The organism is Ruegeria sp. CG4 (assembly GCF_056537185.1).
In genome coordinates this window covers 12,485-33,053 of the sequence record NZ_JBQFRB010000012.1, presented here as the reverse complement: position 1 = coordinate 33,053, position 20,569 = coordinate 12,485, and the positions used below count along the sequence as shown (strand labels likewise).

The 20,569-nt window shown below is 57.4% G+C and carries 21 protein-coding genes; 19 read left to right on the top strand and 2 right to left on the bottom strand.

The features are described 5' to 3' along the window. Window positions 1-7 precede the first annotated feature (7 nt). Genes ACR0J2_RS21960 through ACR0J2_RS21940 form a run of 5 tightly spaced genes read left to right on the top strand, consistent with a single transcriptional unit; the run spans window position 8 to window position 7,699 of the window. Entirely contained in the window at window positions 8-2,731 is a 2,724-nt protein-coding gene (locus ACR0J2_RS21960; protein WP_480813853.1) for a virulence factor SrfC family protein, read from the top strand. Beyond that, a complete protein-coding gene (locus tag ACR0J2_RS21955) occupies window positions 2,728-3,792 on the top strand; it encodes a hypothetical protein (protein WP_480813852.1) in 1,065 nt (354 codons plus the stop codon). The genes ACR0J2_RS21960 and ACR0J2_RS21955 overlap by 4 nt, the downstream gene beginning before the upstream one ends. Further along, on the top strand, window positions 3,789-5,744 hold the full coding sequence (locus ACR0J2_RS21950) for a vWA domain-containing protein (RefSeq protein WP_480813851.1): 1,956 nt from the start codon (window positions 3,789-3,791) through the stop codon (window positions 5,742-5,744). Before ACR0J2_RS21955 ends, ACR0J2_RS21950 begins: the two co-directional genes overlap by 4 nt. Window positions 5,745-5,747: 3 nt before the next feature. Further along, the gene (locus ACR0J2_RS21945) at window positions 5,748-6,500 is read left to right on the top strand and encodes an ABC transporter ATP-binding protein (RefSeq protein ID WP_480813850.1); all 753 of its coding nucleotides are present in this window, start codon (window positions 5,748-5,750) and stop codon (window positions 6,498-6,500) included. After that, entirely contained in the window at window positions 6,497-7,699 is a 1,203-nt protein-coding gene (locus ACR0J2_RS21940) for an ABC transporter permease family protein (protein ID WP_480813849.1), read from the top strand. The genes ACR0J2_RS21945 and ACR0J2_RS21940 overlap by 4 nt, the downstream gene beginning before the upstream one ends. Here ACR0J2_RS21940 and ACR0J2_RS21935 read toward each other — a convergent pair whose 3' ends face one another. Further along, a complete protein-coding gene (locus ACR0J2_RS21935) occupies window positions 7,700-8,542 on the bottom strand; it encodes a hypothetical protein (RefSeq protein ID WP_480813848.1) in 843 nt (280 codons plus the stop codon). A gap of 224 nt (window positions 8,543-8,766) precedes the next feature. On the opposite strand from ACR0J2_RS21935, the gene ACR0J2_RS21930 reads away from it, so the two are divergent. Further along, a complete protein-coding gene (locus tag ACR0J2_RS21930) occupies window positions 8,767-9,429 on the top strand; it encodes a hypothetical protein (RefSeq protein WP_480813847.1) in 663 nt (220 codons plus the stop codon). 196 nt (window positions 9,430-9,625) lie between these two features. On the opposite strand, the gene ACR0J2_RS21925 is transcribed toward ACR0J2_RS21930, so the two are convergent. Continuing rightward, on the bottom strand, window positions 9,626-11,347 hold the full coding sequence (locus ACR0J2_RS21925) for an amidohydrolase (protein WP_480813846.1): 1,722 nt from the start codon (window positions 11,345-11,347) through the stop codon (window positions 9,626-9,628). A 277-nt stretch (window positions 11,348-11,624) separates the two neighbouring features. Between ACR0J2_RS21925 and rpsJ the strand changes: the two genes are divergently transcribed. From rpsJ to ACR0J2_RS21860, 13 genes are all read left to right on the top strand, one after another. After that, window positions 11,625-11,939 carry a 30S ribosomal protein S10 gene (gene rpsJ / locus ACR0J2_RS21920; RefSeq protein WP_008756422.1) on the top strand — a complete coding sequence of 105 codons (315 nt, stop codon included), beginning with the start codon at window positions 11,625-11,627 and terminating at the stop codon, window positions 11,937-11,939. Between the two features lie 15 nt (window positions 11,940-11,954). Continuing rightward, a complete protein-coding gene (rplC, locus tag ACR0J2_RS21915; RefSeq protein WP_170682218.1) occupies window positions 11,955-12,680 on the top strand; it encodes a 50S ribosomal protein L3 in 726 nt (241 codons plus the stop codon). Then, window positions 12,677-13,294, top strand: coding sequence for a 50S ribosomal protein L4 (gene rplD, locus ACR0J2_RS21910; RefSeq protein ID WP_170334382.1), 618 nt, complete (start codon window positions 12,677-12,679; stop codon window positions 13,292-13,294). Before rplC ends, rplD begins: the two co-directional genes overlap by 4 nt. Next, complete coding sequence (locus ACR0J2_RS21905) at window positions 13,291-13,587, top strand: 50S ribosomal protein L23 (protein WP_170806952.1); 297 nt, start codon at window positions 13,291-13,293, stop codon at window positions 13,585-13,587. The genes rplD and ACR0J2_RS21905 overlap by 4 nt, the downstream gene beginning before the upstream one ends. Window positions 13,588-13,757: 170 nt before the next feature. After that, window positions 13,758-14,792 carry a fatty acid desaturase gene (locus tag ACR0J2_RS21900; RefSeq protein ID WP_480813845.1) on the top strand — a complete coding sequence of 345 codons (1,035 nt, stop codon included), beginning with the start codon at window positions 13,758-13,760 and terminating at the stop codon, window positions 14,790-14,792. Between the two features lie 209 nt (window positions 14,793-15,001). Then, window positions 15,002-16,474 carry an HD domain-containing protein gene (locus tag ACR0J2_RS21895; RefSeq protein WP_480813844.1) on the top strand — a complete coding sequence of 491 codons (1,473 nt, stop codon included), beginning with the start codon at window positions 15,002-15,004 and terminating at the stop codon, window positions 16,472-16,474. Beyond that, on the top strand, window positions 16,474-16,995 hold the full coding sequence (locus tag ACR0J2_RS21890; protein WP_480480352.1) for a hypothetical protein: 522 nt from the start codon (window positions 16,474-16,476) through the stop codon (window positions 16,993-16,995). Before ACR0J2_RS21895 ends, ACR0J2_RS21890 begins: the two co-directional genes overlap by 1 nt. A gap of 207 nt (window positions 16,996-17,202) precedes the next feature. Beyond that, window positions 17,203-18,045: a 50S ribosomal protein L2 gene (gene rplB / locus ACR0J2_RS21885; protein WP_008757664.1), complete on the top strand. Its 843-nt coding sequence runs from the start codon at window positions 17,203-17,205 to the stop codon at window positions 18,043-18,045. A 3-nt stretch (window positions 18,046-18,048) separates the two neighbouring features. After that, window positions 18,049-18,327, top strand: coding sequence for a 30S ribosomal protein S19 (gene rpsS / locus ACR0J2_RS21880; RefSeq protein WP_005980699.1), 279 nt, complete (start codon window positions 18,049-18,051; stop codon window positions 18,325-18,327). 3 nt (window positions 18,328-18,330) lie between these two features. After that, window positions 18,331-18,711 (top strand): 50S ribosomal protein L22, encoded by a 381-nt coding sequence (gene rplV, locus ACR0J2_RS21875; protein WP_039538267.1) that lies wholly within the window; start codon window positions 18,331-18,333, stop codon window positions 18,709-18,711. Then, window positions 18,711-19,421: a 30S ribosomal protein S3 gene (gene rpsC / locus ACR0J2_RS21870; protein WP_008758042.1), complete on the top strand. Its 711-nt coding sequence runs from the start codon at window positions 18,711-18,713 to the stop codon at window positions 19,419-19,421. The genes rplV and rpsC overlap by 1 nt, the downstream gene beginning before the upstream one ends. A 12-nt stretch (window positions 19,422-19,433) precedes the next feature. Continuing rightward, on the top strand, window positions 19,434-19,847 hold the full coding sequence (gene rplP, locus ACR0J2_RS21865; RefSeq protein ID WP_170615802.1) for a 50S ribosomal protein L16: 414 nt from the start codon (window positions 19,434-19,436) through the stop codon (window positions 19,845-19,847). Window positions 19,848-20,006: 159 nt separating this feature from the next. Continuing rightward, window positions 20,007-20,555, top strand: coding sequence for an amino acid synthesis family protein (locus ACR0J2_RS21860; protein ID WP_480813843.1), 549 nt, complete (start codon window positions 20,007-20,009; stop codon window positions 20,553-20,555). Window positions 20,556-20,569 lie beyond the last annotated feature (14 nt).

Below are 20,569 nucleotides of genomic sequence, written 5' to 3'. Positions count from 1 at the left end.
CGATGATATGAGCCAACAAGACGCCCTTACCAACCGCTGCACCGATGTCGCCCGCTTGTCCCGCGCCGCGCTGGAATGGATCAATGATCCCGAGAACGCGCAGACCGTCGAGGGCCGCGTCGCCCATCTGCCCAAGGTTCTGCGCAAAGCTGCAAGGCGGGCCGAACGACTGGGGCGCGCTTCGCAAACCAAGATGAGCGTCAGTGTCTTTGGCCCCTCGCAAGCCGGCAAGTCCTTTCTGGTCTCGGTTCTGGCTCGCCCGAACGAGGGGCGTCTGGTGGCCGATTTCAACGGCCCGGGCGGCAAGCTTGACTATATCAGCCAGGTGAATCCGGCAGGCGACGGCGAGTCCACCGGGCTGGTGACGCGGTTCACCATGACCAAGGCCCCGACGCCGGACGGGTATCCGATCCAGCTCAACCTGCTGACCGAGGCTGACATCGCACGCACCCTGATCAACAGCTTCTACGAGGATGGCGACCTGTCCGAAGAGCCGCCGACACCGGAATTGCTGGGGGCTCATTTTTCGGCCCATTCAGGCAAGGCGCAGCCAGCACCCACCGGCGGGATCGACTATGAAGAAGTCTACGAGATTGCCGATTACGTCCAGAAATGGGTCAGCAAATCGTCATACGCCTTCAATCTTGGCGGATTCTGGGACGAAGCGGCCGAACTGGCACCGCGCCTGACACCTGAAGACCGGGGTCAGTTCCTGTCAATTCTGTGGGGCGGGTACGAGCCGCTGACCAACCTGTACATCAAACTGTCTAAAGCGCTGGCGACGATCAACCATGCCGAGGTGATCTACGCCTCGCTGGATTCGCTGCAGCCGCGCGAGACCTCAATCATCGACGTCAACACCCTGTCGGGTCTGTTTGGACCGGAGGGCGAGGACATGCTGAATATCCAGACCGCCGCCGGGCAAAACGGTCAGCTGAACCGGGCGGTGACAACCGCGCTGGCGGCGGAACTGGTCTTTCCGATGGAAGAACAGCCATCACCCCTGTTTGCCGAAACCGATCTGCTGGACTTTCCCGGTGCCCGCAACCGGTTTGAGGCACCGCTGTCAGTCACCCTTCGCAATCCCGAAGAAGCCGTGACCAACATGCTGTTGCGCGGCAAGGTGGCCTATCTGTTCGACCGCTACGTTTCGAACCAGGAAATCACCTCGATGCTGCTGTGTGTGCCTGACAGCAACATGGAAACGCTCAGCTTGCCGGGACTGGTCGAGCAGTGGATCGAGCTGACCCACGGCGCGACCCCGGATGAACGGGCCAAGAACGACTGTATTCTGTTCTTCGTGATGACCAAGTTCGACAAACACCTGATCGACAGCGCCTCGGGCGCCGAGGATTACGAGCGGTTCGAGCGGCGCATGGATGCGTCCTTGCTGAAAGGGTTCGGCAAGGTGCCAACGTCTTGGGTTCACAAATGGGCCGGGACCGAACCGTTCACCAACTGCTACTGGTTGCGAAACCCCTATTATCCGATCGAAGCGCTGATCAAATACGAGGATGAGCGCGAGGTCGAGATCATCCCCGACAAGGTCAACCGCCTGGCCGAACTCAAGGCGGGCTGCCTTCAGGCGGAACCGGTGCAAAAGCACTTCAAGGATCCCGAACGGGCATGGGAAGCGGCCCTGGGCCTGAACGATGGTGGTGTCAGCTATCTGATCGAAGAACTGACGAAAGTCTGCAAACCCGAAAGCAAATTGCGCCAGATCAGCAATCAGGTCGAAGCGGTCGCAGCCAACCTGTATCAGGAACTGGCCCAGTTCTACATCTCCGATGACGTCGAAAAACGGATCGAGGAAAAGAGACTGGCCGCCGCCGGTATCATCGACAGTCTTGAACTGACCTTGTCCAACCACCGGTTCGGTGCCTTCCTGAATGCGTTGTCGGTGGATCAGGATGCGGTGCAGGACCGGATTTCGCGGGTGCCGTCGTCAATCCGCATCACGAACGCGGTTGCGAACGAAGCGCACAAACCTGCCGCAGTAACGCCTGCCGCCGCGACCAGCGCACCAAGCCCGGCGCGCCCCGGCGCACCGTTACGTCCCGGCGCACCGGCCAGACCATCGGCCCCGACCTCGCAGGCCAATGCAGCCCCGCCTGAAACTGCCGAGGCCGAGGATGACAAGCCAAAGACAAAATCAATCCGCACCATGACGCCCGAAACCTTTCAGGCAGATACCGCGATTTCCGTCTGGGTCGAGGGCCTGAACCGGTTCCGTGAGGATGAAGAACGGCTGGCCATATTCCAACTGACGCCGGAAAAAGCCGGCGATCTGGTGAATGAAATGGTGCACGGTTTCTCGCGCACCAATGTCCAGAGCGGCATTATGGAACTGCTGCGAAGCATTTCTTACAGCCTGACCGTCGACAAGCAGGCGCCGTCTGCCGCCATTGTCTGCTCGGAACGAATTAATAATTTTGTCACTACGCTTGGCGCCCGCGACATGTTTAATGGACAGGGTCTGGACATTGATCTTGGCGAAGGGGCCAGCAGGAAAGCGTTCGAAAAACACAAGGGCGCAGATACTGCCGAAAGCCTGCCGGAAGTGCCGCGCGCAGCCGCGACAGATACCTGGACGGATTGGGTATTCGCATTGGACGCGCTGTTTGTAGAAAACGCCAAGGACGGTGATGCCGGCACGGTAAATATTGAACAGAACATCAAACTGGGCGGCGTCCTCAACGAGCTGACAGTCAACGCGGAGCAACCCTCGTGATCGAGATCAAACCAGATCCCAAACATCCTCGCGGTGGCTTTGCCGAAATCACCATATCCGGTGCGACCGCTGATGATGATCCGGTCAGCGTCGCGGTGTTCAACAGCTATCAGCAGAAATGGCTGGGCGCGGATGGCTGGCAGCCGAACCGAGCGAGTATCCCGGCGCGCATCGCCGAACAGGGCGGCGACTCGCTGCGACTGGTCGTCGGACCCGAGGTTGTAAACCACATCGAAGAAGATACACCCGTTCGGATCGAAGTGGGTGGCGGCAGTTGGGACACCTATTGGCCTGACGATATCAATGCAGGCCCGGACGAGGCCGTCATTGGCGGCATCGGCGGCACCGGCACGGCACCCGAAGCCAAAGCACCAACCGTAATGGTGGCGCAACCGCAGACCGACGATGCCGAGAGTGGTGTCGACGTGGGCGATGATGGGGACGCAAAGTCACCTGACAGCAATCTGGAAGGCAAGGGCAGCGTCGCCCCGTCAGATACGTCAGAGGAAGAATCCGAAGGAAAATCCAGCAAGACCGGATTGATTATTGGCGGGGTCGTGGTTGCAGCGGTCCTTGGCGCGCTGGCCTATCTGTTCCTGATGCCGGGCACCACGCCGGAAGATGACCCGGTCGAAGTGACTGAGCCGGAACCCGCGCCCGAACCTGAACCGGACCCGGTACAGAATGCCTGCGCCATGTCTCAGCTTGCCGAACTCTCGTCGCAAGGTTTCGACGCGGTGGCAGGCAAAATGCGCGAATGCGGTGGCAGTTTGTCGGCCGATGACGCACTGGGTCTTGTCGAAAAAGCGGCCCTTGCCGGAGATGCCCAGGCGCTTGCCCTGTTCGGCTCGATTTACGACAGCGGCGTCACGGATGACGTTATCGAAGGTCAGATCGGCCTGACATTCCCTGATAAGCCGTCCCTGGCGGCTGAGTATTACGACAGGGCCGTCAAGGCCGGCTCCCAGGAAGCAGCGGATCGCCTGGCAGCGGTCTGTACACGTCTGCGGATCAAGTCCGATTCCCTGTCGAAAAGCGCGTTTGAAGATTATTGCCAGTGACCCAGAGGATCCTGAAAACCATGCACCCTGCCCTGATACTCCGGTTCGTTGCCCTCTTTGCATTGCTCTGGGCGTTCGGGGCGGCTGGTGCGGAGGCACAGCAACGCAAACCCCTGCTACTTGAAGGAACTCAAACCATCTATGAGCGGGTCCTGACCCGCCCGGGCACCACACTTCACCCGTCGGCAAACGGCCCTGCGCAATCGACCTATCCGGCCTTTCAGCCGCTTTATGTCTTTGCACGGCAAGACGGTTGGCTTGAGGTCGGCCCAAGCCCGAATATCGCGCCCGAAGGATGGGTGCAGGAGCCCGGCACCGTACCCTGGAAGCAGAACATTGTCGGCGCCTTTACCAATTCCGCCGGTCGCAGCCGCCAATTGCTATTCGACACGCAGCAGAACCTGGATTGGCTGATGAACCACGAAGCGCTGCGCGATGTGCAGGAGCGTCTGGTCGCCGAAGCCTCGGCCGGTGTTGTTGACGGTCAGAATGGTGTCGTCTCGGTCGAACCACAGGAATTCGTCAATATCCGCGACGAACTGTATCTGATGCCGATCCTCGATTTCACCGAGGCGTTGCATCCGTTGACATATGACGAGGTCCTGCTGATGCAGGTGGCCTCGGTCCCGAAACAAGAGGATACGGCTGGCGCACAGGAACTGCAGGGCGATCCCGCGGCCTTTGATGTGGGCATCGTCTTTGTTCTGGACACGACACAGTCGATGGAACCTTACATCGCGGCCACACAGCGCGTTCTGCAAAACACAGTGCGCCAGATTGAGGGCACAGAAATCGGCAAGCTGGTCAATTTCGGAGTGATCGGATTTCGCGACAACACCAAAGCTGTGCCAGAGCTGGAATACCGCACCAAAACTCTGATGGATGTGGAACGGCGTCAGGATCAAAGCCCGGTTTTGTCTGCGATTGGCGAGGCAACCTATGTGGCCCGCGCCAATTCGCCCGGTTTCAACGAAGACAGCCTTGCGGGCGTTGAGGATGCGATTGATACGATTGATTGGGAATTGTCCAAGGGCGACGGCGACAAGATCGATGCGCGCTATGTCATTCTTGTGACCGACGCCGGGCCGAAGGACCCGCGGGATCCGAACGCTCGGTCCGAGATCGGAACCGTCGAACTGCAGAAAGACGCCGAAGGCCGCAATATCGTCGTCATGACGCTGCACCTCAAAACCCCCAACGGGCAGGGCAATCACGCTTATGCCGCCGCCAAATACCGTGAGCTTTCGCGCTTTGCCGGACGGGAGTACTATTTCCCTATCGAAGGCGGCTCGGAACAGGCATTCGAAGGCGTCGTCACCCGGCTGGTGACCGCACTGACCGATCATGTCCGTATCGTCCGGGGCGAAAAAACGGTGCTCAACCCGGAAGAGGCCGGCGAGGGCCTGGTCGAACTGGGCCGCGCCATGCAACTGGCCTGGCTGGGCGAGCAGAAAGGCACGCAAGCCCCTGACGTGATCAAGGGCTGGCTGTCCAATCGCGCTGTCGAAGCACCCGACCGGCTTGCCATCGAACCGCGCCTGCTGGTGACCAAGAACGAGATGGCCAGCATGGCCGAGTTTCTGGACAACCTAGTGCGCTTTGGCGAAACCGCGCAAAGCTCGGAACAGTCGCTTGATTTCTTCTCGCAGGTTCGGGGCCTGATCGCGGATATGGCGCAGAACCCGGACCTGCTGGTCAACGCAAACGCCGACACGCTGGGCGGCGCGATGGAGTTTCTGGACCGTCTGCCCTATCAAAGCCAGGTTCTGGGCATGAGCGAGCAACGCTGGGCCGAAAGCGCCATGTTCCGCCGCAGCGTGATCGATGGCATGCGCCAGAAACTGACCCAATATCGGAAGTGGCTGTTTGACAGCACCGTCTGGACTGCACTTTACGAGGGCGCGCCTGACGGCGAGCATGTCTTTGCCATGCCCTTTGACGTGTTGCCCTGACCGGTGTCGGCTCAACTGCTTCTTGAAGGTGTCTCGGTCAGCCTGAGCGATCAGGAACGTCGGTTTACGCTGGATGTTCCGGGCCTAAGCCTGACTTCAGGAGAAGCGATAGGCCTGACCGGCCCCAGTGGCACGGGCAAGACCCTGTTGCTTGAGACACTCGGGTTGCTGCGGCGTCCATCAACGGCGAAGAAATTTCTGATCGGGGTTGGTGAGGACGGTCTGGATTTTGGCGGCATCTGGAACAATCCCAGCATGTCGCCCGCGGAAATTCGCGGGACGATGTTTGGGTTCGTTCCACAAAGCGGCGGCCTTTTGCCGTTTCTGACCGTGGCTGACAATGTTGCGCTGTCGCAAAAGATTGTCGGTATGGATGATCCGGGATGGTGCAGCGAGTTGCTGCAGCGATTGGGGATCTCGGAAATTTCCGCGCTCTATCCCGGCGCGTTGTCCATCGGTCAGCGTCAGCGTGTTGCCATCTGCCGTGCGCTGGCGCATCGCCCTGCCTTTGTGATCGCGGACGAACCCACCGCAGCGCTGGACCCCGGGGCGGCCTCGACCGCGATGGGGTTGCTGATCGATATGGCCATTTCGGGCGGGGCCGGTGTAATCATCTCGTCCCATGATCTGGACCTTCTGGACCAGTTTTCGCTCCGCCGGATCGCCCTTGGACTGGTGGATCCGGCGAGCCAGTCCAACGTCGTCAGCCAACTACACGGCCAGACCGGCGTGGCGACAGCGGGGGACGCGGCATGAGATTGATGATCGAGCTGGCCCTGCGCGACCTGTTGCGCCAACGCGTACATTTGATCTGCAATGTCGCAATTCTTGCCGGGGTCCTGGTGCCGCTCATGGTGGTCTTCGGCGTCAAGAACGGGGTTTATGACGCGCTGATCGGGCGGCTGTTGAACGACCCGGCGACCTTGCGGATCGAAACCACCGGAAACAGCGCGTTTGTTGAAAGCGACGTAGCCGAGGTGGCGGGCTGGGAACAGACGGCCTTTGCCACGGCAAAAACCCGGTCGATCTTTGATTTCGTCAATGTCCGAAAGGAAGGGGCCGTCGCCAAGCGAGACGCTGTTCTGGTTCCGTCGGGCACAGGCGACCCGACCTTGCCAAAGGACCTTGAACTGGGCGCAGACCAGGTAGTCCTCAGCGCCAGTCTGGCACGTCAGCTCGAGTTCTCCGTTGGCGACACGGTGCAGATTTTCACGCAGGCAACAGAACGGAAGCGGCAACTGATGCTGCCGCTGGAACTTGTCGTGATCCTTCCGGATTCCGCGCTGTCCGGCCGGTCCGTTCTGGCCAATATCGAGGTGCTGGATCTGGTCGAAGCCTTTTATGACGAATACGCCCTGCCCGAACATGGAATAACCGAAGGGCGCGACATCGCTGCACGCAAGCCCGAATTCGAAGGAATGCGCGTCTTTGCCCGCGACATCACCGAACTGGCGGCCTTGCAATCAAGGCTGGAACAGCGGTTTGGCGTGCAGACCGAAGCCCGCACGGCCGAGGTCAGCGGCGTCCTCAGCCTGGGACGCAATCTGAATCTGGCACTGCTGCTGACAGCCGGGGTTGCCAGTCTGGGTCTGGCCGCCGCGCTGGTTTTCGGGTTCTGGGGTGAGGTCGCGCGTAAGCGTCAGACCCTCGCCTCGTTGGCGTTGTTGGGGATCGGCCCGCGCAGGCTGTGGATGTTTCCCGTCGTTCAGGCATTTGTCAGCGGATTGATCGGCTTGCTGGTCAGTTTCTTACTGTTCTGGATCGCGGGCAATCTGGCCGAGCGCTTGTTTGACAGCGGCCTGACCGAAGAAAACGGCCTTGTCGTTCTGGGGTTGCTTCAAAGCCTGGTCATCATCGTTCTGACACTGGTCTTTGTGATGGCCGCCGCCTTTTTTGCGGCTCGCAGTGCTGCGCGTGTGGACCCCGCTGAAGTGCTGCGCGAAGGAGCGACCTGATCAACTGCCGCTTTTGTGTGTAGGCAGGTTGTCGAAAATCTCTTCGTCGCTGTCGATCGGGATACGGTTGTCGCCGGGGTAATAGCTGGCCGAGATATAAGGCCGCTTGCGCCCGCCACCGGGTTTGTCAGCTGTTTCGACAAGCGAATACAGCACGATCTGCTGCCCGCTGAAATCTTGAAACGTGCCGACCGGGGCCTCACCCTGATTGGGCACGGATTCCCAATGCCGCAGCAAATCCAGCGCCTTCACAGACTCGCGCCCACCGATCAGCGTTGTGCCGATGAAGTCGCCGTCCGTTGACGGGTTGGTGGTCCCCTTGAAGCGCGCGCCCGGCACCAGTGCGCCCAGCGCCGCGTTGGCGTTGACCTGCCAGATATTATGGTCCGTCCCGATCAGAACGCCGCCGCCCCGCTCGGCCAGCGCCGACAGCTGATTGATCAGAATGGCCCCGCTTGATCCGTTCCGGCCCGGAAACTTCGTGGTCGGGTTATGATTGATATTCCGGATCGCGAAAGACCCGTCCAGCATCAGCGTTCGACGCCCTGCCCCGTAAAACTGCTGCAGGGCCTGCACGTCTTCAGCATTCATCCGTTTGCGTTGATTAGCTGTGTCCAGGATCAGAATATCGTATTGCCCGCCCCGCAAAGCCGCCGCCAGGCCACCACCCTGCAGGCTCCGTTCGTATGTGACATTGAAAACCTTGCCTTCGCGATACTGATCGAGGAACTGGGCCATTTGCTGACGGTGCCGCGATACAACCTCGGGGCTGTAATCGGGCATCGCGTTGAACCACAATACGCTGCGGGTTGTGTTGTGCCCCTGATGCTGGGCGTGGGCCATAGTGCCGGCAAAAAGAAACAAGACAAACCAAATTCGATATAGACGGCTCAAAACAGTCACGACCCAACTCCACCAATACAGGTTTCAGTTTATCCGACTTCCCCGCCCCGCAAAATAACGAAAACTGTCATTCTGCTCAGGCAAGGGGCGGATTGACCAACGGCCTAATATCCGCAACTCTGCCAGAAGAGTTTTGAGATAATTATTGGGTATCGCTAAGGAATATGCCGGTCAGATCAACCCTGCCAGTCATGATTGCCAGTGTCGGCATCGTCGGCCTCGCCGGTGTTTCTGCGGCACTGATCCTGCAGGCATGTGCCTTGCAGATCCCGATACTGCGGGACCTGACGGGCTGTAAGCCGCAAACGCAACTGGTCGCGCAGGAGCAACTGAGTGTGTCGAAAGCAGCCGGTCTGGAGTTGGAACGCCGTATCTTTCAGTTGGAGAGAGAACTGGCCGCGCTGCAATGCGTCAAGGCCCCGCCCGATGCCACCGGACCGCTGCACGATGAGGGGTGGAACGAGGCGGATCTGGAAATGCTTTACGGCTGCTGGACGCTGGACACCACCTATCGCACCCGTGACGTCGATTCCGGTGAAATCCGCACCTATCGGGACTGGCAGATGTGTTTCGACACCAATGGCAACGGCAAGCAGGTCATGCGGTCGAACGACGGGATCACATGCGAAGGCCCGGTTCAGGCGCAATTCGCGCAAGGTCAGCTGAACCTGATCGAGCCTGGAAATCTTGCCTGCCAGGACAACGGCTACATCCATCAGCGCCAGATCAGTTGCGCCCTGGCGGAAAACGGCAAGGCGAGTTGCGAGACCTTGCAGCCCGAAACCGGAGGCGAGGCCACGGTCGGGTTCGAACGTGCGCCGGCTTGAAGTTTGAGGATAGTTTTCGTGCGTCGCCAAGCGCGATGATGGTCACGCTGTCGGCACCCGCGTTTGGCAGAATTTCTCCGAAGACCAAAGACAGTCCGGGCTTGAACTCGGCACATCGTCAAGCTGAAGCATCCGCCCCAAATGGGGCGACCCGCGACGTGTCGTCGAAATTCAGGCAGTTCAGGAAGTCTCCGGTTCAATCCGATTTCTGGTGCGTCAGTGCGCCACCCATGATCGTGTAGACAACTTCGACATCCGAGATGGCTGATGGTTCGACTTCGAACAGGTTTTCCCCAAGCACTACAATATCGGCCTTCTTTCCGACTTCGAGGCTTCCGATCTCGCCGTCCATTGCCATACCTTTTGCGGCGTTGATCGTATGTGCTTCCAATGCCAGTTGCAGTGGTATTTTGGCCTCTTCTCCGCCCAGCGGCGGAACATCCGCGCGACCGCGCAATTGGCGTGTTACCCCTGCCTCAATGGCTGCAAGCGGACGATACTCGGATACGTACCCGGACACAGGCCAGTCCGAACCGAATGAGAATATGCCACCCTCGTCCGCGACCCTGTTCACCGGAAACATCGCCTGCACGCGCTCTTCACCCAGTCTGGACGTTGAAATGGACTGCATGAGCGGGTCAAAGGTCATCCACGCGCCGGTCGTGTCATATATTACGCCCAGCTCTCCGAACCGGGCGTAATCCTCGGGATGAACCAGGGTGCCATGCGTTATCTTGTGTGCACGTTCACGGTCAGGGTTCACTTCGATTGCGGCTTCAATGGCGTCCAGAAGAGTTCGTACCGCCAGATCTCCAAAGCAGTGACACGTGACGTTGAAGCCTGCGGCGTCGGCGCGGATCACCGCGTCTTTGACCAATCTGATCGGAATAATCGGGTCGACCTCAAGTTCGGGTTTGTCGGCATATGGATCCACATAGAGCGCATTCCATTTGTCGTCCCCACCATCAATATTGATCTTCAGATAGCGAGCCTTGACCAATTCGGAGTCGAACTTGTCGCTGAGCTCCTGTGTGCCGGGAAGGGGGTCAATCGTCCCGTCGTTCCAGTAGAATGAGCCGATGAAGCGTATTGGCAGATCTCCGTTTTTCTCGAAATCGGCCATCATCTGAAAGCCTTCTTCCTGGCTCATCCCCTGAATGCCGTGGTCATGAACTGCGGTGATCCCGGCAGCAGCGAAGCGCTGTAGCCAGTTCGAAACACCGTCCGCCAAGAACTCGGGGTTGATGTCTATCAGCGATGTCAGAACCTGCATCTGGGCTGGCACCTCGACGATCCACCCGGTTGGGTTGCCGTCGGTGTCACGTTCAAAAAACGAAAAACCCGGCGCTGTGTCAGGCGTGTCCTTGTCGACACCGGCCATTTCCAACGCCTTGGAATTCACCCAAGCCGCGTGGCCGTCGATTGCCCACAAAAACACAGGTCGGTCAGGTTCAATTTCATCGAGCATGGCGGCCGTCGGATTTCCGTCTGTCCATGGGTTGAAACGGACCCCGTAGCCCAGAATTATGTCGTTGTCGTTGGTTTCGGCTTCCTGGCGAATACGGGAAAACAGCTCGTCCTTGTCATCTGTCTGCAGATCCACGCCAAGCATGATCAACCCGCCTGCGGCCGCATGTATATGCCCATCAACGAAACCCGGAAGGGCCATTCTACCCTTGAGGTCGATGACTTCGGTACCGATGCCGATGACGTCCTTCAATCCAGCCGCATCGCCCACATAGACGATTTCATCGCCTTCTATTCCCACGGCGGTTGCAACGCTTCTGCTTGCATCCATCGTATGGATCTCTCCGTTGATCAGAGCGTAATCGGCAGTTGGGTTACTTCGATTGGACTGTGCGAATGCGGGGGATGTACTGGCAAAAATGGCGATAGCCGAAACAAGTAGTTTAGTCATTGCAACCTCTCCAAACGAACAATTCGAAAATGATCATAGTGTACCAATCCCAAAAAACGACCTTTTCGGCTGACTGCTGTCATGCAACGGAGTGGGTAAGGCCATAGCCAAGCCGATATCAATTCCCCCTTGCCAAACTCCTCACACCCCTGTAGATCGCGCGAGTTCTCGACAAGAACATCAAGGCGGGGTGATTCCCGCCTTTTGGGTTCGATGAGGGTTGGCGATGCGCGTCTGTCCTCCTCTCAACCTCAACGCCTGATAAAAGGCTGTTAATATGCAAAGCCAAAACATCCGTATTCGGCTGAAGGCATTTGACTATCGCGTTCTGGATGCCAGCACGCAAGAGATCGTCAACACTGCCAAGCGGACCGGCGCGAACGTGCGCGGCCCGATCCCGCTGCCGAACAAGATTGAGAAGTTCACGGTTCTCCGTGGCCCTCACGTTGACAAGAAATCCCGCGACCAGTTCGAGATCCGCACGCACAAGCGCCTGCTCGACATCGTTGATCCGACCCCCCAGACCGTGGACGCGCTGATGAAGCTCGACCTGGCTGCTGGTGTGGACGTCGAGATCAAGCTGCAGTCGTAATCGGAGGGTATGAGAATGCGCTCTGGTATTATCGCAAAAAAAGTTGGCATGACCCGCCTGTTCATGGAAGACGGCAAGCAGATCCCTGTGACCGTTCTTCACCTGGACAACCTGCAGGTCGTTGCACAGCGTACCGCTGACAAAGACGGCTACACCGCCGTTCAGCTGGGCGCAGGTGCTGCCAAGGCAAAACGCACCTCGAAAGCCATGCGCGGTCACTATGCCGCTGCCAAGGTCGAGCCCAAGCGTAAGCTGGCCGAGTTCCGCGTCTCTGAAGATGGCCTGATCGAAGTAGGTGCCGAGATTTCGGCAGAACACTTCCTGGCAGGTCAGAAGGTTGACGTTTCGGGTACCTCGATCGGTAAAGGCTTTGCCGGTGCGATGAAGCGCCACAACTTCGGTGGTCTGCGCGCCTCGCACGGTGTTTCGATCAGCCACCGTTCGCACGGTTCGACCGGTCAGTGTCAGGACCCGGGCAAGGTGTTCAAAGGCAAGAAGATGGCCGGTCACATGGGTGCTGCCCGTGTTACCACCCAGAACCTGGAAGTCGTCAAAACCGACGCCGACCGTGGTCTGGTCTTCATCAAAGGCGCCGTTCCCGGACCGAAATCGGGCTGGGTCACCGTCAAGGACGCCGTCAAGAAGAAAGCACCGGAAGGCCTGCCTTTCCCGGCTGCTGTGAAATCGGCTGCAACCGAAGCACCTGCGGAAGAAGCTCCCGCGGAAGGTGGTGAAGCATGAAACTTGATGTAATCAAACTGGACGGCGGCAAAGCCGGCAACATCGAGCTGGATGCAGACCTGTTCGGCCTGGAGCCGCGCGCGGACATCCTGCACCGTGTGGTCCGTTGGCAGCGCAACAACGCGCAGGCCGGCACCCACAAGGTGAAGACCCGCTCGGAAACCAGCTACTCGACCAAGAAGATCTATCGCCAGAAGGGCACCGGTGGCGCACGCCATGGTGACCGCAACGCGCCGATCTTCCGCAAGGGTGGTATCTACAAGGGCCCGACCCCTCGTTCGCACGGCCACGACCTGCCGAAAAAGTTCCGCAAGCTTGGCCTGCGCCACGCTCTGTCGGCCAAAGCCAAGGCAGGTGAACTGGTTGTGATCGAGAACGCCGAAGCCGAAGGCAAGACCGCCGCACTGGCCAAACAGGTTGCAAACCTGGGCTGGAAACGCGCTCTGGTCATCGACGGTGCGACCGTGAACGAAGGGTTCCTGAAGGCGTCGCGCAACATCGAAGGTCTGGATATCCTGCCGTCGATGGGTGCAAACGTTTATGACATCCTCAAGCGTGACACCCTAGTGCTCACCAAAGCGGCTGTCGAAGCACTGGAGGCTCGTCTGAAATGAGCGCGAAGGCAGAACACTACGACGTGATCCGCAAGCCGATCATCACCGAAAAGTCGACCATGGCGTCCGAAAACGGCGCGGTTGTCTTTGAAGTGGCGATCGACAGCAACAAACCGCAGATCAAAGAGGCCGTCGAGGCGCTGTTTGGTGTGAAGGTCAAGGCGGTAAACACCACCGTGACCAAAGGCAAGGTCAAGCGGTTCCGTGGCCAGTTGGGCCGTCGGAAAGACGTCAAGAAAGCATACGTGACCCTGGAAGAGGGCAACACCATCGACATCTCAACCGGTCTCTGATCGGAACTGTCTTTGGACAAACCAATAAGATCCCCGCGAAAGCGGGGGTTTTTCTTTAGGTGGCGACACCAAAAATTGAGCGTCATACCCAGCGTCTCGACAAGAAATGGATTGCTATGCCGGTAGGGTCGTCTATCTGGGATGCAACAAACAAAAGATATGGCAGGCGCATGACCCAATCCTCTTTCTCGACCCGGGACAACCCGGATATGACCGTTGCGCGGGATTGGGTGTCGACACTGGCAAAATATCGGGAACCGAGCCAGCCGCGCAGTTGGTTCGAGCTTGGAGCCACCATAATCCCTTTCATCGCGCTTTGGGCGTTGGCGTGGGCGTCTTTGTCTGTCAGCTACTGGCTGGCCTTTGCAATCTCGGTTATGAATGCGGCGTTCCTGCTGCGCCTGTTTGCCATACAGCATGATTGTGGGCACGGGGCGTTTTTCACGAACCGGACGGTCAGTGACTGGGTCGGGCGGGGGATCGGTGTGCTGACCCTGACGCCCTATGACGTCTGGCGTCGTACGCATTCCACGCATCACAACTCTTCCGGTAATCTGGACAAGCGCGGGATGGGCGACGTCCATACGCTGACGGTGGACGAATACCGCGCACTGAAGCCGATGAGCCAGTTTTGGTACCGCGTGTATCGTCATCCGGTCACTTTGTTCGGCTTTGGCCCCGGCTACCTGTTCCTGTTCCAGAACCGCCTGCCGCTAGGCCTGACAGGAATTCCGAAATTCTGGGTCAGCGCGATGGTGACAAACCTTGCCATTCTGACCGTGCTGGGGGCGATCTACTATTTTGGTGGCCTGATGCCGATGGTGCTGATCTTTCTGCCGTCAACGCTGGTTGCCGCTGCGGCTGGCGTTTGGCTTTTTTACGTTCAGCACCAGTTTGAAGAGACGCAGTGGGATCCCGACAAGGACTGGCAATTGCACGAGGCCGCCCTGCACGGCAGTTCGCATTACATCCTGCCATCCATATTGCAGTGGTTCACGGCCAATATTGGCATCCACCACGTCCACCACCTGTACAGCCGCATCCCGTTCTACCGCCTGACCGAAGTGCTGCGCGACCATGATGAACTGGCAAATAGCAACCGGATGTCCATCCGTGAGAGCCTCGCCAACGCGCGCCTGCATTTGTGGGATGAGAAAAGCCGTCGCCTGTTGTCCTTTGCCGAGGCGCGGGCGTTGTATGGGTGAGCGGTAGTTACCGCGGACAGTTGGGCAAGCGGAAAGACTTAAGATAGCCTGTGTGACCCTGGAAATAGGTAACACCATCGTCGTGTCCTCCGGTTTCTGATCGAACCCGTCTTTGGAGAGAGATAAAAGCCCCCGCGAAAGCGGGGGTTTTTTTTGTGCTATTCCGCAGCTGAGTGTGAATCAGTTTGTCGCACAACTTTGGCTTGTGAATGTTTGTTGAGCTTGTAGGCTTGACTTTGAGTGAAAAGTGTATAGAACAAAAAGAGAACAAATTGGCGACTAGAAACGTGAAAGACCCGATTCAAAGAGTTAGAGATCCGGTACATGATCTGATCGAATTTGATACAAGTGAGGAGCTCGAAAGGGTAGTTTGGCGGCTCCTTCAAAGCCAGCCGTTTCAAAGGCTGCGTAGGGTTAAGCAACTTGGCTTTTCTGAACTCGTTTACCCTGGCGCAACTCACACTCGATTTGCACATAGCGTTGGCGTTTTTCATACTGCTCGTGAGCTGATGAAAATCGTTCGTAAAAAGGCACCGTACAACCAAACGCGGGAGGGTATCGCGCTTGCTGCTGCGCTAGTGCATGATGTTGGGCATGGGCCGTTCAGTCATGCGTTTGAGACCGTTGGAAAGCGTCTTGATCTAAAGTTGGCTGATCATGAAGTGATGAGTGATGAACTTATTCGAAATGGCGAGATTGCAGAAATCTTGAATACCGAGATAATGTCGGGTTTCGCATCGAATGTCGCCAATATGATAAAGAAAGAAGGGCAAATCACCCTTCATAATTCCGTTGTTTCCAGCCAATTTGACGCAGATCGCTTGGATTATATGCAGCGAGACCGACTTATGACCGGCAGCAAGCATTCGGCTATTGATCTGACTTGGCTGCTTGCAAATCTAGACATTGCTGATGTTCCGACGGGCATCGATGATACAAAGCTTGGTTCCATGCCAATTTTTGTCATTGGTCCGAAGGCCATACAGGCAGCGGAAGCTTACGTAATGGGGCTGTTCCAACTATACCCGACAATTTATTTTCATAAGACTACTCGAGGTGCAGAGAAGCTATTTGCAGAAATTCTGGTTCGTGTGGTGCAGTTGGTGAATGACGGTTCGCTCGCTAAGACAGGCTTACCTACGAACCATCCGTTGGTTAAGTTTGCTTATGATCCTGAGAGTGTGGATACAGCCTTGACTTTGGATGATACGGTTGTTTGGGGTGCCCTTCATCTTTTGCGCGAAGCGGATGACCCTGTTCTTTCTAAGTTTTCTGAAAGACTGCTGAATCGTAAACTTTACAAGTGTTTCGATATCCGGGCAGAGGTTGCTCATAGATGTGATCCCTACAACTCCGGTGCTGATCAAGATGTAGACAAAATTGATAAATGTTGCGCTTCTGTGTACCTAAAGCTACAACAGTGGCAAGAAAAGCAAAAAGGGGCCGCTCCGCGCATCATCAATGATGTTGCTGAGCGAAAGCCGTATAAACCGAGCGGTGGCAATGGACAGACCGAGCAAATCAATGTTCGCACAGACGGTGGCGAGTTGATTGATATTATTCAGCGTTCTGAGATTGTGGACTCTCTCAGAGTCTATAAGCTTAACCGCGCATATTATGATGAGTCCGACCAAGAAGCCCAAAAAGTAATTCAAGATATCATTGAAGGGGAGATCAACTGATGTCCGATGTTAAGATCCAAGAAGTGGCGAAGATCATTCAGGATGCGGGTGGCAAGATCGTAGGCCGTACTCGTCTTCAGAAAATAGCATACTTGCTGGCTGCGACTGGCCTCGATGACAGCTTTCGCTTTTCTTATAAACATTATGGTCCTTTTAGCGAGCAACTTGCTTCTTCTGCTAAGTTTGGTGCTCTCTTGGGTAGTTTGCATGAACGCCAAGACAACGCAGCTTGGGGAGGCACATATTCAACTTACACAGTCGACGAGGCCCCAGAATTAGAAGGTACTGACGCTCGGAGTTCTCTCGCGACTATTGCATCAAAGGCTGATTCAATTGAACTGGAATTGGCCGCTACTGCTGTTTTCTTGGCTTACGAGGGGTATCCTGACCCTTGGAGTGAAACAGCGCAACGTAAGCCGGAAAAGGCTACAGATTTGCGTGTTGGTAACGCGAAGTCGCTTCTGGCTGATCTCTCGAGCGTTAATGTTCCAAACCCTATTCCGCAGGCTTTGTATTCGTAGTGTTGGATAGTGGGTGATCTATCAGTTCCCCTATAGACACCCACCCCCAACCCTGTTACACGCACCCAATCTTACGGCCTCGGATTCGTTCCGGGGCCTCTGATATTTGTAACCGGGGACCTTCGGGGCCCTATACCCTTGGCACCTACGGGGGCCTATCACATAGCAGGGAAATCCCCTGCACTTGCTAAACGGAAGACAGAAAGCATGGCACTCAAGTCGTACAAGCCGACGACGCCGGGCCAGCGCGGGCTGGTGCTGATCGACCGTTCGGAGCTTTGGAAAGGACGTCCGGTCAAGTCTCTCACTGAGGGTTTGACCAAATCGGGCGGCCGGAACAACACCGGACGGATCACTTCACGCCGCCGCGGCGGTGGCGCAAAGCGTCTCTACCGGATCGTTGACTTCAAACGGAACAAATTTGATGTCGCGGCAACCGTCGAGCGGATCGAATATGACCCGAACCGGACCGCATTCATCGCACTGGTAAAATACGAAGACGGCGAGCAGGCATATATCCTGGCTCCGCAGCGTCTGGCTGTTGGTGACAAAGTCGTGGCATCCGCCAAGGCTGACATCAAGCCGGGCAACGCAATGCCGTTCTCGGGCATGCCCATTGGTACCATCGTCCACAACATCGAGATGAAGCCTGGCAAAGGTGGTCAGATCGCACGTGCGGCCGGTACTTACGCTCAGTTCGTTGGTCGCGATGGCGGCTACGCTCAGATCCGTCTGAGCTCGGGCGAGCTTCGCATGGTCCGTCAGGAATGCATGGCCACCGTTGGTGCCGTGTCCAACCCCGACAACTCGAACCAGAACCTCGGTAAAGCCGGTCGTATGCGCCACAAGGGCGTTCGTCCGTCGGTTCGTGGTGTTGCAATGAACCCGATCGATCACCCGCACGGTGGTGGTGAAGGTCGTACCTCGGGTGGCCGTACGCCGGTTACACCGTGGGGTAAGGACACCAAGGGTAAGCGTACCCGCAACAAGAACAAAGCGTCCCAGAAGCTGATCATCCGCTCGCGGCACGCCAAGAAGAAGGGACGTTAATCTATGTCTCGCTCTGTTTGGAAGGGTCCTTTCGTCGATGCTTATGTGCTGAAAAAAGCCGAAGCAGCGCGCGAGTCGGGCCGCAACGAAGTCATCAAGATCTGGTCGCGTCGTTCCACCATTCTGCCCCAGTTCGTGGGTCTGACCTTTGGTGTGTACAACGGCCAGAAGCATATCCCGGTAAACGTCTCGGAAGACATGATCGGTCAGAAGTTCGGTGAATACTCGCCGACCCGTACCTATTATGGCCACGCCGCAGACAAAAAAGCGAAGCGGAAGTAAGTCATGGGCAAGGAAAAGAACCCCCGCCGCGTGGCTGAAAACGAAGCAATGGCGAAAACGCGCATGCTTCGTACCAGCCCGCAGAAACTGAACCTGGTTGCGCAAATGATCCGCGGCAAGAAAGTTGAGAAGGCTCTGACCGACCTGACTTTCTCGAACAAGCGCGTCGCGCAGGACGTCAAGAAGTGCCTGCAGTCCGCAATCGCGAACGCCGAAAACAACCACAACCTGGACGTTGACGAACTGATCGTCGCCGAAGCATGGGTTGGCAAGAACCTGGTCATGAAGCGCGGTCGCCCGCGTGCCCGTGGCCGTTTCGGCAAGATCATGAAGCCGTTCTCGGAGATCACCATCAAGGTGCGTCAAGTTGAGGAGCAAGCCTAATGGGTCATAAAGTAAATCCGATCGGCATGCGCCTGCAGGTCAACCGCACCTGGGATAGCCGCTGGTACGCCGACACCAAGGACTACGGTGATCTTCTGCTGGAAGACCTCAAGATCCGTGAGTTCATCAACAAAGAGTGCAAGCAGGCCGGTGTTGCCCGTGTGATCATCGAACGTCCGCACAAGAAGTGCCGCGTTACGATCCACACAGCACGTCCTGGTGTCATCATCGGCAAGAAAGGTGCAGACATCGAAGTTCTGCGCAAAAAGCTTGCACGTATGACCGACAGCGAATTGCACCTGAACATCGTCGAAGTGCGCAAGCCCGAGCTTGACGCGCAGCTGGTTGCCGAGTCCATCGCTCAGCAGCTGGAACGTCGTGTTTCGTTCCGTCGCGCAATGAAGCGGTCGGTTCAGAATGCCATGCGCATGGGCGCCCTGGGTATCCGGGTGAACGTCGCAGGTCGTCTGGGCGGCGCCGAAATCGCACGGACCGAGTGGTACCGCGAAGGCCGCGTGCCTCTGCACACCCTGCGTGCCGACATCGATTACGCACATGCCGAAGCGATGACCCCCTACGGGATCATCGGGATCAAGGTCTGGATCTTCAAAGGGGAGATTATGGAGCACGATCCGCAGGCACGTGACCGTAAAGCACAGGAACTCCAGGACGGCCCTGCACCTCGTGGTGCTGGTGGCGGTCGTCGCTAAGGAGGGAAAGATATGCTTCAACCAAAGCGTACAAAATTCCGCAAGATGCACAAAGGCCGGATCAAGGGCGAAGCCAAGGGCGGCTCTGATCTGAACTTTGGCACTTACGGCCTGAAAGCCATCGAGCCTGAGCGTGTAACTGCACGCCAGATCGAAGCTGCACGTCGTGCCATGACGCGTCACATGAAGCGTCAGGGTCGTGTCTGGATCCGCATTTTCCCCGACACTCCGGTCACTGCAAAGCCGATCGAAGTTCGTATGGGTAAAGGTAAGGGTTCCGTCGACCGTTGGGTTTGCAAGGTCAAGCCCGGTCGCGTGATGTTCGAGATCGACGGCGTCAATGACGACATCGCCCGCGAGGCCCTGCGCCTGGCCGCGATGAAGCTGCCGATCAAGACCCGCGTCGTGGTTCGCGAAGACTGGTAAGCGATTGGGGGCAACCCCGTTCGTGACTGAAAAGACCCCCGCCGGGACACCGGCGGGGGTTTTCTGTTTCAACGATGCACTGCATTCGCGGTCGTGTGATTGGATTCGACGAAATACGAAGGCACCCCTAGGCTGTCAGTCAGTTAGCCGGAGGTTCCCATGGTTCAGTTGCGCAAGAAAGTGCTTATCAAAGAAGTGATTACCACAGATCAACTGGGCCAGCCATGCCCGCCCATCGTTCGCGTGGCAGCTATGGCCGTCTTTCAAAACCCTCTGGCAGGCAAGTTTTCAGAAGACTTATCGGACTTGTTCGAGATCGGCGGAGCGCTTGGTGCCGATCTGGCTGCCGAAGCAATTGGGCAGCTGGACGGAGATCCGGTTTCATACGGCAAGGCGGCCATCGTCGGCATAAACGGAGATCTCGAACAAGGCGGGGCTGTGATTCACCCCAAGCTTGGCGCCCCGATGCGCGCGGCGGCCGGCGGGGGCGAGGCTGTGATCCCATCAAATGCAAAACTGGGTGCACCAGGTTGCGCGATCGATCTGCCGCTGGGACACAAGGACAACCCGTGGTCCTTCGCTCATTTCGACACGATGACACTGAATGTAGCAGATGCGCCGAAACCGGACGAGATTGTATTGTGCCTTGCCTATGCGGATGGTGGCCGCCCTATCCCGCGCTGTGGCAAAGGGCCCCTTAAAACGTAACCCCAGAAACATTA